Consider the following 13,820-nt stretch of genomic DNA (forward strand, 5'->3'; position numbering starts at 1 on the left):
ATGGCCACCAACCCGCTCCGCCCCGTCCTGCTCGCCGCCGGGCGATCGCGCCGCCTCGAACGCGTCGTCGCGCGGTCCGTCCTGACCAGGTCGCTCGTCGAACGCTTCATCGCCGGGAGCACCGAACCGGAGGTGGTCGGTGCCGTCGCCGACCTGCTCGGGTCCGGCCGCGTCGTCAGCGTCGATCACCTGGGTGAGGACACCACCGACCTGGCGCAGGCCACCGCGACCGTCGACGCGTATCTGTCCCTACTGCAGGCATACTCACGCCTCCACACCCCACAGCCTCCAGCTTCCCCGTCCACTTCCGGCCGGCCTCCGGCCTTCCCGCTGGAGATCTCGCTGAAGCTCTCGGCGCTCGGACAGTCGCTCCCCGACGACGGCCACGCCGTGGCCCTCGCCAACGCCCACAAGGTGTGCGCCGCCGCGGACGCCGCGGGAGTGTGGGTCACCGTCGACGCCGAGGACCACACCACCACCGACTCGACTCTCGCGATCGTGCGGGAGCTCCGCAAGGACTTCCCGACTCTCGGCACCGTCCTGCAGGCGTACCTGCACCGCACCGAACAGGACTGCCGCGAGCTCTCCGGTCCCGGATCACGAATCCGGTTGTGCAAAGGCGCATATCGCGAACCGGCCAGTGTGGCCTTCCAGAAGAAGGCGGACGTGGACGCCTCGTACGAGCGGTGCCTGCGGGTGCTCATGGAGGGGGAGGGTTACCCCATGGTGGCGTCTCACGATCCCCGCATGATCGAGGCGGCGCGACGAGACGCGGCCGAACTGGGACGTGGATCGGACGACATGGAGTACCAGATGCTCTACGGCATCCGCGACGGTGAGCAGACACGCCTGGTGTCGGAGGGGTACCGCGTCCGCGTGTACGTGCCCTTCGGTACGCAGTGGTACGGGTACTTCATGCGGCGGTTGGCGGAGCGTCCGGCGAACCTGACGTTCTTCCTCCGGTCACTGCTGACCCGCTCCTGACCCCTCGCCGCGCGCGCGATTCGCGCGTCCGTCGAAGCTCCCGTCCCGGCACCCCTCGCCGAGGGCGGGAGTGAAGACGGTGTCACCGCAGGTGCGGCAGTGGTGCGTGCGATGGTGACCGATGCCGCACGAGCACGACCTGGCTCCCACGAGAACCGAACGCGCTTGCAGCACATGACCGTTACCGCAGGTGGCCGGTGCCTCCTCGTGCCAGACCCCGTTCATCAGGTGCAGTCGGCGCCGACGGTTCATCACGGACGTCTCCTCGGGAATCACACGTCACGAGGGAAGGTCTGACGTCGGGTGGTGCAGTGACACCCACCCTACACGGGTGTCGAACACATGTTCGACTTCGAGTGGATCCGATCCGGGACGGAATCAGACGAGCGCGACGCGGGCCACGGCGCCCGAGGTGGGGAACGGTGATCCGCCCGCGGGTTCCACGGTCACCGAGAGTGCGGTGGCGCCGTCGACGGGCACGGATGCGGGCTGGGAGAGGTCGTCGGCATCCATCGTCCCGACGGACACGGGCGAGCCCTCGATGAGCCAGACCTGGTAGACCGATCCGGCGGGAGGCGCTGCGACATCCGTCATGCGGAGCACGGCGCGCTCGTCACCGGGGGTGTACTGCACGCTCATGGTGCCGCCTCCGGCCACCGGGGATTCGAGCGGTGCCGCGACGGTCGCGGTGGGAGCCGACGGAGTCGCGTTCTGCTGCACGGCCACCGCCCCGCCCACACCGACGACCACCGCAGCGGCGGCCGCCATCGCGGCGATGCGCCATCCGCGTCGGCGGCTGGGACGAAGGGGGAGGACTGTCGCGCCGTCGGGGTCGACCTGCGCCGTGTCCTCCACGGCCCCCAGGATGCGGACCCGGAGATCGGCGGGGGCGGGAGTGCGTGTCGCGTCCGACGTCACGGCCATCGTCTCGCGGACGTCACGCACGATCGCGTCGAACCTCCGCCTGGTGTGGGCGTCCGTGTCGTCGAGGCGAGTCATGGTCTCGTACTGCTCCGAGGCTGCCATGGCGTCGAGGGCACACAGGTACGCGAGCTCGAGAAGGTCCCGATCCGGCAGCTGCACGGGTCGTTCGGGCGAACCGTGATCGCTCATCTCGGGCTGCCTCCATGCGTGTGGTCGGTGGGTCAGTAAGAGTGGGCGAAAAGTACCCCCGTCACATCCACGGCCGTGCTCTCCTGGCTGATACACCGGGTATTCGGTGCGCTCGCCGCACCGGATGGGCGGAGGGCGTCAGCTCGGTCCGCCCTCGTCGACCAGTCGCGGCCGCAGGTGCTCGAAGATCAGTGTGGTCTCGGTCGCGGCCACCGACGGATGAGCACTGAGGTTCTGGACGACGAAGTCCCTCAGGTGCGCAGAGTCCGTCATCGCGACGTGGATCAGGTAGTCGTCGGCACCGGCGATGAAGTAGACGTCGAGCACCTCGGGGAACGTCGTGAAGGACTCCGCGAACTCGCCCAGGTGGCGCCGGGCACCCGCCAGCAGCCGCACCGCGATCATGGCCTGCAGGCCCTGCCCCAGTGCCGCCGGATCGATGTCGGCGTGGAAACCGCGGACGACCCCGCGCTCGACCAGTGAACGGACGCGTCCCAGACACGTCGACGGGGCGATCCCGGCGCGGGCGGCCAGGGTGTTGTTGGGGATGCGGGCGTCGTTCGCCAGTTCACGCAGGATGACGCGATCGATGCGGTCCAGAGATGCCGCCCGAAGATTGTTCGGTCGCACCGGGGCGGACAGACCCGTATTCGACGATTCGATGTCCATGAGGCCAGTCTACGAAATTATCGTCACTTCGATTGCGGCTCGGTCGAACGAAGTTCACGATTATCGGACATGACGAGTCATCCGGTAGAGGCGAAGGGCGCACCATGAGAATCGGCATACCTCGGGAACTGAAGAATCACGAGTACCGGGTGGCGGCGAGCCCGGCGGGAGTGCACGACATGGTCGTGCACGGTCATCGCGTCGTCGTCGAGACCGAGGCGGGCGCGGGATCGTCGTTCTCGGACAACGACTTCAAGGCTGCCGGCGCGGAGGTCTCGAACTCGGCCGACGAGGTGTGGGCGCGGGCCGAGTTGCTGCTCAAGGTGAAGGAGCCGATCGAGGCCGAATACCACCGGCTGCGGTCGGGCCAGGTCCTGTTCACCTATCTCCATCTCGCCGCGTCGGCCGCATGCACCGATGCCCTCGTCGCGTCCGGCACCACGGCGATCGCCTACGAGACGGTGACCGGCGCGGGCGGCAGTCTGCCGTTGCTCGCACCGATGAGCGAGGTCGCCGGCCGGCTCGCGACCCAGGCCGGGGCGTATCACCTGATGGCGCAGACGGGCGGCCGCGGCGTGCTGATGGGCGGCGTTCCGGGAGTGAGTCCGGCCAAGGTGGTGGTGATCGGCGGTGGGGTGTCGGGATCCAACGCCGTGGCGATGGCACACGGGCTCGGTGCGGACGTGACGGTGTTCGACCTCGACATCGCCAAGCTGCGAACCATCGACGCGCAGTACCGCGGCCAGGTCAAGACCGTGGTGTCGAACAGGTGGGAGCTCGAGCAGGCCGTCGTGGCCGCCGACCTCGTCATCGGGGCGGTCCTCGTCCCGGGTGCCAAGGCCCCGACGGTGGTGTCCAACGCACTGGTCGCACGGATGAAGGCGGGGTCCGTGCTCGTCGACATCGCCATCGATCAGGGCGGGTGTTTCGAGGACTCGCGTCCCACCACGCACGACGATCCCACCTTCCCGGTGCACGATTCGATCTTCTACTGCGTGGCCAACATGCCGGGCTCGGTTCCCCGCACGTCGACGCAGGCGCTGACCAACGCGACGCTCCCGTTCGTTCTCGCTCTCGCCGACCAGGGCTGGGAGCAGGCGTGCGCCACCGTTCCCGGGCTCGCAGACGGTCTCAGCGTGCACGCCGGCAACCTGCTGTCGGACACCGTGAGAACGGCGCTGGGTCGCTAGAGTCGGCCGGTATGGCTGTCATCGAGGTCGACACCGGAACAGATCGCATCGAGGCGACACTCGAGATCCCCTCAGGGGAGGGGCCCTGGCCCGCCGTCGTGATCGTGCACGACGTGTTCGGCATGACCGACGACATCAGGTCCATCGCCCGGCGCTTCGCCGACCAGGGCTACGTCGCGTTGGTGCCGGATCTCTACGCCCGCGGTGGTCGCGCCAAGTGTGTGACAGGAGTGTTCCGGTCGCTTCTCGCGCGCTCGGGCCGGGCGGTGGACGACCTGCTGGCGTGCCGCGACACCCTCACCGCGCGCGCCGACACCACCGGCGCGGTGGGCATCGTCGGGTTCTGCATGGGTGGAGGTTTCGCTCTGGCGCTGGCGCCCCGGGGGTTCGAGGCGAGCGCGCCGTTCTACGGCATCCTGCCCCGTCACATCGAGTCGGCCCTCGAGGGCACGTGCCCGATGGTCGCGAGTTTCGGCAAGCGCGATCCGATGCTGCCGGGCGCGGGCCCGAAGCTCGAGAAGGTGTTGCAGGACAAGGGCGTTGCCCACGACGTCGTGACCTATCCCGGTGCCGGCCACAGTTTCGCGAACGACTTCGGATCGGGTCCGGGTGCACTGGTCATGCGCGTCACCGGATTCGGCTATCAGCACGAGCAGGCCGAGGACGCCTTCGCTCGGGTCTTCACCTTCTTCGGCGAGCACGTCCGGTCGCGCTGACGCCCACGAGGCTCAGCGGCCGACGGCCGGACCCTGCAGCGCCCCGCGCACCTCGCCCGTCTTGGGCTCGACCGCGCCGCGACTCTTGACCCAGCGGCTCGGCAGCTTGCCCACCAGCTCGCCGAGCGGGTTCACCGCAGCGGCGAGGACGTCCACGGTGTCCTGCAGAATCTCCACGCTGACGCTCATGCGCTCGAGGTTGGGCGCCAGCGAACTCAGCGACTCGGCGACGGTCACGAGCTGATCCAGCGGACCGTTGCGTGCCGTCAGCCGCTGGATCGCGCCTTCCTCACCGAGCAGCGTCTCGACGAGCCCGCCCTTGGCGAGGGCGTTGTCGATGACCCCGTTCTCACGGGTCAGCGCCTCGATCACGCCGCCCTCCTTGGTCAGGAGTTCGACAGGGCCGTCCTTCGCGGTGAGGCGCTCGATGGGTCCGTCGACGGCCGTGAGTCGATCGAGCAGACCGCCCTCGGCGAGGAGGCGATCCAGCGCACCGTCCTCCGCGAGGACTCGGGTGAGGGGGCCGTCGTCCGCCAGGATGCGTTCGAGAGGACCGCCGGGCTCGAGCAGTCGATCGAGGGTGCCGCCCTTGCTCGTCAACCTGTCGACGGCGCCACCGGGCTCGAGCAGTCGGTCCAGCGGGCCACCGGGCCGCAGCGCGTGACCCAGTGCGCGGTCGTCGGAGGTGAGCTCGGCCAACTGTCCGAGAAGCTGCAGCGGGCCGCTCCGAGGATTGGCCAGGGTGATGGCGTCGAGTGACCCGGAAGCGCCTGCGGCCAGCGCCATCCGGGTGGTCGCGACGGCCGACTCGGCCACCCCGACCGCCGACTCGGCGACAGCCAATCCGACACGCACCGGCAGTGTGACCGCGGACACCCAGTTCATGGGGTCACTCTAACCCGCGGCGGGAAGGCCGGAGGCCGGTCGGGACGGGACGGCGGGAAGGCCGGAGGCCGGTCGGGATGGGACGGCGGGACGGACGGGGGCGCGGTCAGTGGGCGAGCTTGAGTCCGATGACGCACCCGACGAGCCCTGCGATGAGGGCGATGCGGATCGGCGTCGCGGACTCGGTGCCGGACACCATCGCGTAGACGACGGTGAGCGAGGCGCCGATGCCCACCCACACCGCGTAGGCGGTGCCGGTCGGGATGGTCCGCAGGGCGAAGGCGAGACCGCCCATGCTGACGACGAGCGCCGTACCGAAGACGATGGTGGCGACGGGCTTCGTGAAGCCCTCGGACTTGCCGAGTGCGGTGGCCCAGACGGCCTCGAACACGCCCGACAACACCAGAATGATCCATGCCATGAGTAGTCGACTCTCCTGGCACCGTCTTGTCGCTGGCCGGGTACGGTGCGCTCGTCCGGGTCTGTGTCGCAGTCTGTCCTCCACGGTAGCAAAGCGGACACGACGCCGGATCGGGGCTCACAGGAACCTCACAGCGACACCCCGGGCAGGAACCAGCAACGCCGGACACCATGGCACTCGTGAGCGAGAATTCCGTCATGACGACTCCCCGACCGCAGGCCACCGCCGAGGCGAAGGTACTGGTGGTCGACGACGAGCCGACCATCGTCGAACTGCTGTCGGTCAGTCTGAAGTTCCAGGGTTTCGAGGTCCGCACGGCGCTGGGTGGGCCCGCGGCTCTGGACGTCGCCCGGACCTTCCGGCCGGACGCGTTGATCCTGGACGTGATGATGCCCGACATGGACGGCTTCGGGCTGCTCCGCCGACTGCGCGCCGACGGCATCGACGCGCCCGCACTGTTCCTCACGGCACGGGACTCGGTGGAGGACAAGGTGACCGGTCTGACCATGGGTGCGGACGACTACGTCACCAAGCCGTTCAGCCTCGAGGAGGTGGTGGCGCGCCTGCGCGTGATCCTGCGCCGGTCGGTGCGCGGTCCGGAGGCGCAGCCGTCACGCCTGACGTTCGCCGACATCGAGCTCGACGACGACACCCACGAGGTGTGGAAGGCGGGCGAACCCGTCTCGTTGTCCCCGACGGAGTTCACGCTCCTGCGCTACCTCATGGTCAATTCCGGGACGGTGCTGTCCAAGCCCCGGATCCTGGACCACGTGTGGCACTACGACTTCGGGGGTGAGGTCGGTGTCGTGGAGTCCTACGTGTCGTACCTGCGCAGGAAGGTCGACACGACGGAACCCCGGCTGATCCACACACTGCGAGGCGTCGGCTACGTCCTGCGGGAACCGCGACGGTGAAGCGGCACCTACGCGCCGTCCCGCTCCGCGTCACCCTGGTGTCGGTGCTGCTGCTTCTCGTCGCCCTCGGTCTCGTCGGTTCGGGTGTGGCCGTGACCTCGGCATTGCAGAACACGCTGACCCAACGTGTCGACGAACAGCTCATGGAGGCGGCGTCCGGCTGGGCCAGGCCTCGTGGGGAGCGGTTCCTCGGACCTCCCCCGGAGGAGGCGAACCCACAGCGTCCGCCCACGGCGTTCTACGTCCGCTCGGTGGCGGCGGACGGCACCGTGCGTACTCCCGTGAACGATGTCGGGGACGATCAGCCGGATCTGACCGGCGTCCTGACCGCCACGCCGACCACTGTCGGATCGGTCGGCGATCCCGACGATTCGTGGCGCACGGTGACCGTCTCGAACGGGGACGGCCAGACGACGGTCGCGATTCCGCTGGCGGGCAACGAGGCCATCGTCTCCAGGCTCGTGACTCTGCAACTGTCCATCGGTCTCGGAGTGCTGGCGGTGCTGGGTGTCGCCGCGTACTTCCTGGTACGCCGGAGCCTGCGGCCGCTGCAGGAGGTGGAGGTGACTGCCGCGGCCATCGCGTCCGGGGATCTGCATCGACGCGTTCCCGAGCGGAACGAACGCACCGAGGTGGGGCGACTGTCCGCGGCACTCAACGGAATGCTCGCCCAGATCCAGCACGCCTTCGCTGCGACGGAGGCGTCCGAGAACGCGGCGCGCGAGTCCGAGAACGCGGCACGTGCGTCGGAGGACCGGATGCGCCGTTTCGTGGCCGACGCCTCCCACGAGCTCCGGACCCCGCTGACGACGATCCGCGGCTTCGCCGAGCTCTACCGGCAGGGGGCCATGACCGACACCGAGTTGCTGATGACCCGTATCGGGGGAGAGTCGGCGCGGATGGGTCTGCTCGTCGAAGATCTGCTGATGTTGGCGCGGCTGGACGCCCAGCGTCCGCTCGATCGGAGCCCCGTGGACCTACTCGTGATCGCAGCGGACGCGGTGCACGATGCGGCCGCCACGGCTCCGGAACGAGCCGTGAGTCTGCAGGTGCTCGAGGGCAGCGGCGTGCCGGAGGTGCTGGGGGACGATGCGCGTCTGCGCCAGGTGCTCGGCAACCTGGTGGGCAACGCGCTCCGGCACACCCAGCCGACGGCGTCGATCACCGTGGCGGTCGGAACCGTCGGTGAGACAGCAGTTCTGGAGGTTCGTGACACCGGGCCGGGACTCACCGAGGACGATGCCGAGCGCGTCTTCGAGCGGTTCTATCGGGCGGATCGTTCGCGCACGAGAGAGAGCGGCGGGAGTGGTCTGGGTCTGTCGATCGTGTCCGCGCTGGTCGCGGCCCACAGCGGTCGGGTCTCGGTGGCGAGCGCGCCCGGCCGGGGTGCGACGTTCCGCGTGGAGCTGCCCCTGGCGGGCCGGCGTCCGGGTGGACGGGTGGAGTCAGCCGGAGACGAGCCCCTCGACCAGGACGACGGCGATGAGGAGCATGACCACACCGATCAGGACGTCGAGCACACGCCACGCGACGGGTCTGGCGAAGATCGGCGTCATGAATCGCGCGCCGAATCCGAGGGCCGTGAACCAGACGATGCTGCCCAGTGTCGCGCCGAGGGCGAACCACCAGCGCGCTGACCCGGTCTCGCGATTGGCGACGGAGCCGAGGAAGACGACGGTGTCGAGGTAGACGTGCGGGTTGAGCCACGTCAGTGCCAGGCAGGTGAGGACCGCGGACCGCAGCGACACACTCGCTCCGTTCCCGCCGACGGTCAGACTCGTCGGGCGCAGTGCCCGTCGGAAGGCCATGAGTCCGTACACGGTGAGGAAGACGGCGCCGGCGACCGTGACGACGGTGACAGCCGTCGGGTAGGTCTCGACGACCACGCCGATGCCCGAGACTCCCGCGAGGATGAGGACCGCGTCGGACAGAGCGCACACCAGGACGACGGCCAGCACGTGCTGTCGTGCGATGCCCTGACGGAGAACGAAGGCGTTCTGTGCGCCGATCGCGACGATGAGGGAGAGGCCGACACCGAAGCCGACGAACAGGGAGGACATGACCGGAACGCTAGGTCGAACCCGACGATGTAGTCCAGCTCATGTTTTTCAGGACTGATGAGCGTAGCTTCACATCATGCAGTCGGACCAGCTCGAGGCTCTGCGTGCCGTCGTCGACGACGGCACGTTCGAAGCGGCTGCGCGGTCGCTGCACATCACACCGTCGGCGGTGAGTCAGCGCATCAAAGCGCTGGAACTGCGGGTCGGTGCCGTTCTCGTCTCGCGCACGAAGCCCGTGATGCCGACCGAGTCGGGCGTCGTGCTGCTCCGGCTCGCCCGGCAGATCCAGACTCTGACCGACGGCGCCGTGCGGGAGTTGCGCACCGCGGACGACGTCGCTCGGGTGTCGCTGGCCGTCAACTCGGATTCCATGGCCACGTGGGTGTTGCCGGCGCTCGCGCCACTGGCGGGCTCCGTGATCCTCGACATCCATCGAGAGGATCAGGACCACACCGCCGAACTCCTCCGCGGTGGAACGGTGACGGCGGCGATCACGTCCGTGGACACACCTGTGCGCGGCTGTACCTCGACCAGGCTCGGCTCGATGCGGTACCGCCCCTGCGCGTCTCCGTCGTTCGTGACTCGATTCCTGGACGACGGCGTCACTCCGGACGCCCTGGCCCGAGCCCACGTCGTGGTGTTCGACGAGAAGGACGCGCTGCAGGATCGCTACCTCTCGCGACACGGCGTGTCCGCGTCGGTGCCGCCGCGACACCTGGTGCCGTCGTCCACCGAGTACGCGCGTGCCGTGCATCTGGGCTTCGGCTGGGGCATGCTGCCGGACCAGCAGCGCGGCGGACTCGACGTCGTCGAACTCGACGACACCGTGATCGACGTGGCGCTTCACTGGCAGCAATGGACGCTGTCGTCGCCGGCGCTCGACACGGTGGCCGCGGCGATCGTCGGAGCCGCGCGGGCGGTTCTCGGACGACCGATCAGCGACGGGGGACGTGCTGCCCGTGGCCGAGTGCCGTGAGCGCTGCGGTGATCTTCTCCTGCGCCTCGTCCAACGACTCGGGCGACGGGGAGGTGTCGGCGCCGGAGATGTCGAAGTCCGCCATGTCGAAGGCCGGGAACACGTGCAGATGCAGGTGCGGCACCTCGAGACCGGCGATCAGCAGACCCGCCCGAGGGGCGTCGAACGCCGACCGGACGGCCTTGCCGACGGTCTGAGCGACAGACGTGAGCGAGCCGAAGGTCGTGGGATCGACGTCCTGCCACTGATCGATCTCGGCTCGCGGGACGATCAGGGTGTGACCCTGCGTGACCGGGGCGATGGTGAGGAACCCGACGACGTCGTCGTCCTCCCACACGAAGCGGCCCGGGATGTCGCCGGCGATGATTGCGCTGAACACGGATGCCATGGGCCGACTCTATTCGTCGGCTCCGCATCGGCTCCCGGGTACTTCCCGGGTTCGCCCCGGGTCGGTCCCGGGGCGGCGCACGAGTGTTCGGTGCATGACAACCAACTCAGTGGTGGAGCGGGAAGGCCGGAGGCCGGCCGGTGACGGGCGGGAAGGCCGGAGGCCGGCCGGTGACGGGCGGGAAGGCCGTGGGCCCGGGCGCGGGCGGGAGCCGGGGCCGGGTGGGGGTGCGGCGCGGACGGTGACCGTCGAGCTCGTGGTGCCCGTGTACAACGAGGAGGCCGCGCTCGAAGCCTGTGTCCGCAGGCTGCACGCCTTCCTGCGGGCCGACGTTCCCTGGTCGACGGTGATCACCGTCGCCGACAACGCGAGCACGGACGCGACACGGTCGATCGCCGAGCGCCTCGCCCGGGAGCTCGACGGTGTCTCGGTGCGACATCTGGACGACAAGGGTCGCGGCCGCGCGCTCAAGGCGGTGTGGACGGAGTCGGAGGCCGACATCGTCGCGTACATGGACGTCGACCTGTCGACGGATCTCGGTGCACTCGTGCCCCTCCTGGCTCCGCTGGCATCGGGCCATTCCGATCTCGCGATCGGGTCCCGGCTCGCCTCGTCCTCGCGGGTGGTGCGAGGGGCGAAGCGAGAGTTCATCTCCCGCACCTACAACGTCCTCCTTCGCACGGGTCTGCGGACCAGATTCTCCGACGCTCAGTGCGGGTTCAAGGCCGCGCGCACCGAGATCGTCCGGGAACTGCTTCCGCTGATCGAGGACACCGGGTGGTTCTTCGACACCGAACTGCTCGTCCTCGCGGAGCGGGTCGGTCTCCGCATTCACGAGGTGCCCGTCGACTGGGTCGACGATCCCGACTCGAGCGTGGACATCGTCGACACCGCACTGGCCGATCTGAAGGGCTGCTGGCGCGTCGGGCGTGCGCTCGCGACCGGCGCCCTCCCGATCGCGGACCTGCGTCTCAGCCTGGGTCGTGGACCCCTGTCGTCCACCGCCTCCACCACCGAGGTCTCCGAACTGAGGGGAGTGCCCGTCGGCATGATCGGTCAACTGGTGCGGTTCGCGCTCGTCGGCGTCGCCAGCACTGTCGCCTACGCGGTGCTGTACCTGATCCTGCACACGATCCTCGGCGCGCAGGGCGCCAACTTCGTCGCGCTCCTCGTCACCGCAGTGCTGAACACCGCCGCCAACAGAGCCTTCACATTCGGGGTCCGAGGCTCCGACGGGGCTGCGGCGCATCATCTTCAGGGTCTCGCGGTGTTCGCCTTCGGGTGGCTCGTCACCGCCGGTTCTCTCGTCGCCCTGCACGAGTGGGCTCCGGGTGCGTCCAAGCACGTCGAGCTCCTCGTTCTCGTTCTCGCCAACCTGGTCGCCACCGTGACGCGCTTCGTCGCGCTGCGCTGGGTCTTCCGGGCCGCATCCTCCGCCCGCACTCGTCAGATGGAGTCCACCTCGTGACCACCCTCCTCACCGCCCCGGAAGATCACGTGCACGACGGGGCTCCGCGCCCGGTCCGTACTCGTTGGGAACCATGGGCCGCTGCGGCCCTGATCCTGGGAACTGCTGTCGCCTACCTCGTGAACCTGAGCAGCAACGGATGGGCCAACTCTTTCTACTCCGCTGCGGTGCAGGCGGGTTCGCAATCCTGGGAGGCGTTCTTCTTCGGCTCCTCCGATGCCGCGAACTCCATCACCGTCGACAAGCCGCCGATGTCGCTGTGGCTCATGGAACTGTCCGTCCGGGTGTTCGGGCTGAACTCGTGGGCGATCCTCGTGCCTCAGGTCCTGCTGGGTGTCGCCTCCGTGACGCTGCTGTGGCGCACCGTACGGCGACAGTGGGGACCGGCCGCCGGACTGCTCGCAGGACTGGTTCTCGCGCTGACTCCCGTGGCGGCACTGATGTTCCGTTTCAACAACCCCGATGCGCTGCTGGTGCTGCTCATGATCGCGGCGGTGTGGGCGACGATGCGGGCTGTCGAGACCGGTCGCACCCGGTGGCTCGTGGTCGTCGGCACGATGGTCGGACTCGGCTTCCTGACCAAGCAGCTGCAGGTCATGCTGGTGGTTCCCCCTCTGGCGCTGACGTACCTCCTGGCCGGGCGTGTGTCGCTGCGACGGCGCATCCTGCAGTTGTGTGCCGCGCTGGGCGCGATGATCGTGTCGGCCGGATGGTGGATCGCCGTCGTGGAACTCTTGCCGGCGTCGTCGCGGCCGTGGATCGGTGGGTCGCAGAACAACTCGATCCTCGAACTGACGCTGGGATACAACGGTCTCGGTCGGCTCAACGGTGAGGAGACCGGTTCGGTCACGCCCGGCGGCGGCGGTGGTGGCGGCGGAATGTGGGGGGAGACGGGCATCCTGCGGATGTTCGACGCCTCGCAGGGCGGTCAGATCGCCTGGCTCGTTCCCGCTGCGCTGATTCTGGGAATCGCGGCGATCGTGCTGCGCGGCAGGGCTCCTCGTACCGACCAGCGGCGCGCTGCGCTGATCGTCTGGGGACTGTGGCTCCTGGTCACCGGGCTGACGTTCAGCTTCATGGCCGGCATCTTCCACTCGTACTACACCGTGGCGCTGGCGCCGGCGGTCGCGGCGCTGGTGGGCATGGGCAGCGTGGCGCTCTGGCGGGCCCGCGAGCGCCTCGTCGCACGCATCGCTCTCGCCGCGACGGTGGTCGCGACCGTGGTGACGTCCTGGATCCTGTTGTCCCGCAGCGCATCCTTCGTTCCGTGGCTGAAGGTCGTCGTCGTGCTGGTCGGTGTGCTCGCGGTCGTGGGGCTGCTCGTTCCGCGGCTGACTCGCGGCAGGCTCGCCGCGGTCACGGTTCTGGCGGCGGTGATCGCGGGTCTCGCAGGACCGACCGCCTACGCCGCGAACACCATCGCGACACCGCATCAGGGCTCCATCGTCACGGCCGGGCCGAACACCGGTGGCGGCTTCGGGCGTGGCGGCATGGACGGCGGGCGCGGCATGCGCGACGGCGGTGCCGGCCGGATGCCCGCCGGGGGACAGGCGCCGACGGGTGCGCCCGGTCAGCTCCCGGGTGGCGCCGCGCAGATGCCGGGTGGCGCGGACGGTGGCGGCGGCATGGGCGGGTTGCTCGATGGCAGTACTCCGAGCGCCGAGATGGTCGCCCTGCTCGAGGAGAACTCGGACTCGTACACCTGGGTCGCCGCGGCGATCGGGTCCAATGCCGCGTCGGGCTACCAGTTGGCGACCGAGGACCCGGTGATGCCGATCGGTGGCTTCAACGGGAGCGATCCCTCCCCGACGCTGGCCGAGTTCCAGCAGTACGTCGCTGACGGTGAGATCCACTGGTTCATCGCGGGCGGCGGTATGGGAGGCGGTGCGTCCGGTACCTCGGCGGAGATCAGCGAGTGGGTCACCGCGACCTTCACCGCCCAGACCGTGGACGGCGTGACACTGTACGACCTCACCGCCTGACCCGGATCCGGTGCAGTGAACCGTGCTGACCACGGTCCACTGCACCGGATCTCA

The 13,820-nt window shown here is 69.1% G+C and carries 13 protein-coding genes, 1 pseudogene and 1 riboswitch; of the genes and pseudogenes, 8 read left to right on the forward strand and 6 right to left on the reverse strand.

Annotated elements, in window-relative coordinates; all coding sequences use genetic code 11:
• A complete protein-coding gene (locus tag QRN16_RS14295) occupies nt 1–984 on the forward strand; it encodes a proline dehydrogenase family protein (RefSeq protein ID WP_285187692.1) in 984 nt (327 codons plus the stop codon).
• Between the two features lie 378 nt (nt 985–1,362).
• On the opposite strand, the gene QRN16_RS14300 is transcribed toward QRN16_RS14295, so the two are convergent.
• Together QRN16_RS14300 and QRN16_RS14305 are read right to left on the reverse strand one after the other, a co-directional pair.
• On the reverse strand, nt 1,363–2,097 hold the full coding sequence (locus QRN16_RS14300; protein ID WP_051612994.1) for an anti-sigma factor: 735 nt from the start codon (nt 2,095–2,097) through the stop codon (nt 1,363–1,365).
• Between the two features lie 138 nt (nt 2,098–2,235).
• Nucleotides 2,236–2,766, reverse strand: a complete 531-nt coding sequence (locus QRN16_RS14305; protein WP_027504334.1) for an Lrp/AsnC family transcriptional regulator — start codon at nt 2,764–2,766, stop codon at nt 2,236–2,238.
• Nucleotides 2,767–2,870: 104 nt separating this feature from the next.
• On the opposite strand from QRN16_RS14305, the gene ald reads away from it, so the two are divergent.
• The gene (gene ald / locus QRN16_RS14310) at nt 2,871–3,956 is read left to right on the forward strand and encodes an alanine dehydrogenase (RefSeq protein WP_285187697.1); all 1,086 of its coding nucleotides are present in this window, start codon (nt 2,871–2,873) and stop codon (nt 3,954–3,956) included.
• An 11-nt stretch (nt 3,957–3,967) separates the two neighbouring features.
• Complete coding sequence (locus QRN16_RS14315) at nt 3,968–4,672, forward strand: dienelactone hydrolase family protein (RefSeq protein ID WP_285187699.1); 705 nt, start codon at nt 3,968–3,970, stop codon at nt 4,670–4,672.
• A 12-nt stretch (nt 4,673–4,684) separates the two neighbouring features.
• On the opposite strand, the gene QRN16_RS14320 is transcribed toward QRN16_RS14315, so the two are convergent.
• Together QRN16_RS14320 and QRN16_RS14325 are read right to left on the reverse strand one after the other, a co-directional pair.
• A complete protein-coding gene (locus QRN16_RS14320; RefSeq protein WP_051612993.1) occupies nt 4,685–5,557 on the reverse strand; it encodes a hypothetical protein in 873 nt (290 codons plus the stop codon).
• Nucleotides 5,558–5,663: 106 nt separating this feature from the next.
• A complete protein-coding gene (locus QRN16_RS14325; RefSeq protein WP_285187701.1) occupies nt 5,664–5,978 on the reverse strand; it encodes a DMT family transporter in 315 nt (104 codons plus the stop codon).
• Nucleotides 5,979–5,993: 15 nt separating this feature from the next.
• Nucleotides 5,994–6,057, reverse strand: a riboswitch (guanidine-III (ykkC-III) riboswitch).
• A 118-nt stretch (nt 6,058–6,175) separates the two neighbouring features.
• Here QRN16_RS14325 and QRN16_RS14330 point away from each other — a divergent pair.
• Both QRN16_RS14330 and QRN16_RS14335 read left to right on the forward strand, forming a co-directional pair.
• Nucleotides 6,176–6,892, forward strand: a complete 717-nt coding sequence (locus tag QRN16_RS14330) for a response regulator transcription factor (protein WP_261782509.1) — start codon at nt 6,176–6,178, stop codon at nt 6,890–6,892.
• Nucleotides 6,889–8,529, forward strand: coding sequence for a sensor histidine kinase (locus tag QRN16_RS14335; RefSeq protein WP_350310214.1), 1,641 nt, complete (start codon nt 6,889–6,891; stop codon nt 8,527–8,529). Before QRN16_RS14330 ends, QRN16_RS14335 begins: the two co-directional genes overlap by 4 nt.
• Here QRN16_RS14335 and QRN16_RS14340 read toward each other — a convergent pair.
• Nucleotides 8,419–8,952 (reverse strand): annotated as a pseudogene (locus QRN16_RS14340) (LysE/ArgO family amino acid transporter); the annotation flags it as partial. The gene QRN16_RS14335 and the pseudogene QRN16_RS14340 overlap by 111 nt on opposite strands.
• Before the next feature lie 76 nt (nt 8,953–9,028).
• On the opposite strand from QRN16_RS14340, the gene QRN16_RS14345 reads away from it, so the two are divergent.
• Entirely contained in the window at nt 9,029–9,928 is a 900-nt protein-coding gene (locus QRN16_RS14345; RefSeq protein WP_285187709.1) for a LysR family transcriptional regulator ArgP, read from the forward strand.
• On the opposite strand, the gene QRN16_RS14350 is transcribed toward QRN16_RS14345, so the two are convergent.
• Nucleotides 9,888–10,316 carry an HIT family protein gene (locus tag QRN16_RS14350; RefSeq protein ID WP_027504327.1) on the reverse strand — a complete coding sequence of 143 codons (429 nt, stop codon included), beginning with the start codon at nt 10,314–10,316 and terminating at the stop codon, nt 9,888–9,890. The two genes, QRN16_RS14345 and QRN16_RS14350, sit on opposite strands and share 41 nt — an antisense overlap.
• 94 nt (nt 10,317–10,410) lie before the next feature.
• Between QRN16_RS14350 and QRN16_RS14355 the strand changes: the two genes are divergently transcribed.
• Together QRN16_RS14355 and QRN16_RS14360 are read left to right on the forward strand one after the other, a co-directional pair.
• A complete protein-coding gene (locus QRN16_RS14355; protein WP_222627930.1) occupies nt 10,411–11,784 on the forward strand; it encodes a bifunctional glycosyltransferase family 2/GtrA family protein in 1,374 nt (457 codons plus the stop codon).
• Nucleotides 11,781–13,766, forward strand: a complete 1,986-nt coding sequence (locus QRN16_RS14360; RefSeq protein ID WP_502944005.1) for a glycosyltransferase family 39 protein — start codon at nt 11,781–11,783, stop codon at nt 13,764–13,766. Before QRN16_RS14355 ends, QRN16_RS14360 begins: the two co-directional genes overlap by 4 nt.
• The last annotated feature ends 54 nt before the right edge of the window (nt 13,767–13,820 follow it).

Source organism: Rhodococcus sp. MEB041, assembly GCF_030208955.1.
In the GTDB taxonomy this organism is placed as follows: Bacteria; Actinomycetota; Actinomycetes; order Mycobacteriales; family Mycobacteriaceae; genus Rhodococcoides.

Bases quoted from the DNA above. Each gene is read 5' to 3' on its own strand.
- QRN16_RS14315 (WP_285187699.1), top strand. From the start codon at position 3,968: ATGGCTGTCATCGAGGTCGACACCGGAACAGATCGCATCGAGGCGACA.
- QRN16_RS14345 (WP_285187709.1), top strand. From the start codon at position 9,029: ATGCAGTCGGACCAGCTCGAGGCTCTGCGTGCCGTCGTCGACGACGGC.
- QRN16_RS14305 (WP_027504334.1), bottom strand. From the start codon at position 2,766: ATGGACATCGAATCGTCGAATACGGGTCTGTCCGCCCCGGTGCGACCG.
- QRN16_RS14355 (WP_222627930.1), top strand. From the start codon at position 10,411: ATGACAACCAACTCAGTGGTGGAGCGGGAAGGCCGGAGGCCGGCCGGT.
- QRN16_RS14330 (WP_261782509.1), top strand. From the start codon at position 6,176: ATGACGACTCCCCGACCGCAGGCCACCGCCGAGGCGAAGGTACTGGTG.
- QRN16_RS14325 (WP_285187701.1), bottom strand. From the start codon at position 5,978: ATGGCATGGATCATTCTGGTGTTGTCGGGCGTGTTCGAGGCCGTCTGG.
- QRN16_RS14350 (WP_027504327.1), bottom strand. From the start codon at position 10,316: ATGGCATCCGTGTTCAGCGCAATCATCGCCGGCGACATCCCGGGCCGC.
- QRN16_RS14300 (WP_051612994.1), bottom strand. From the start codon at position 2,097: ATGAGCGATCACGGTTCGCCCGAACGACCCGTGCAGCTGCCGGATCGG.
- QRN16_RS14295 (WP_285187692.1), top strand. From the start codon at position 1: ATGGCCACCAACCCGCTCCGCCCCGTCCTGCTCGCCGCCGGGCGATCG.
- QRN16_RS14320 (WP_051612993.1), bottom strand. From the start codon at position 5,557: ATGAACTGGGTGTCCGCGGTCACACTGCCGGTGCGTGTCGGATTGGCT.
- ald (WP_285187697.1), top strand. From the start codon at position 2,871: ATGAGAATCGGCATACCTCGGGAACTGAAGAATCACGAGTACCGGGTG.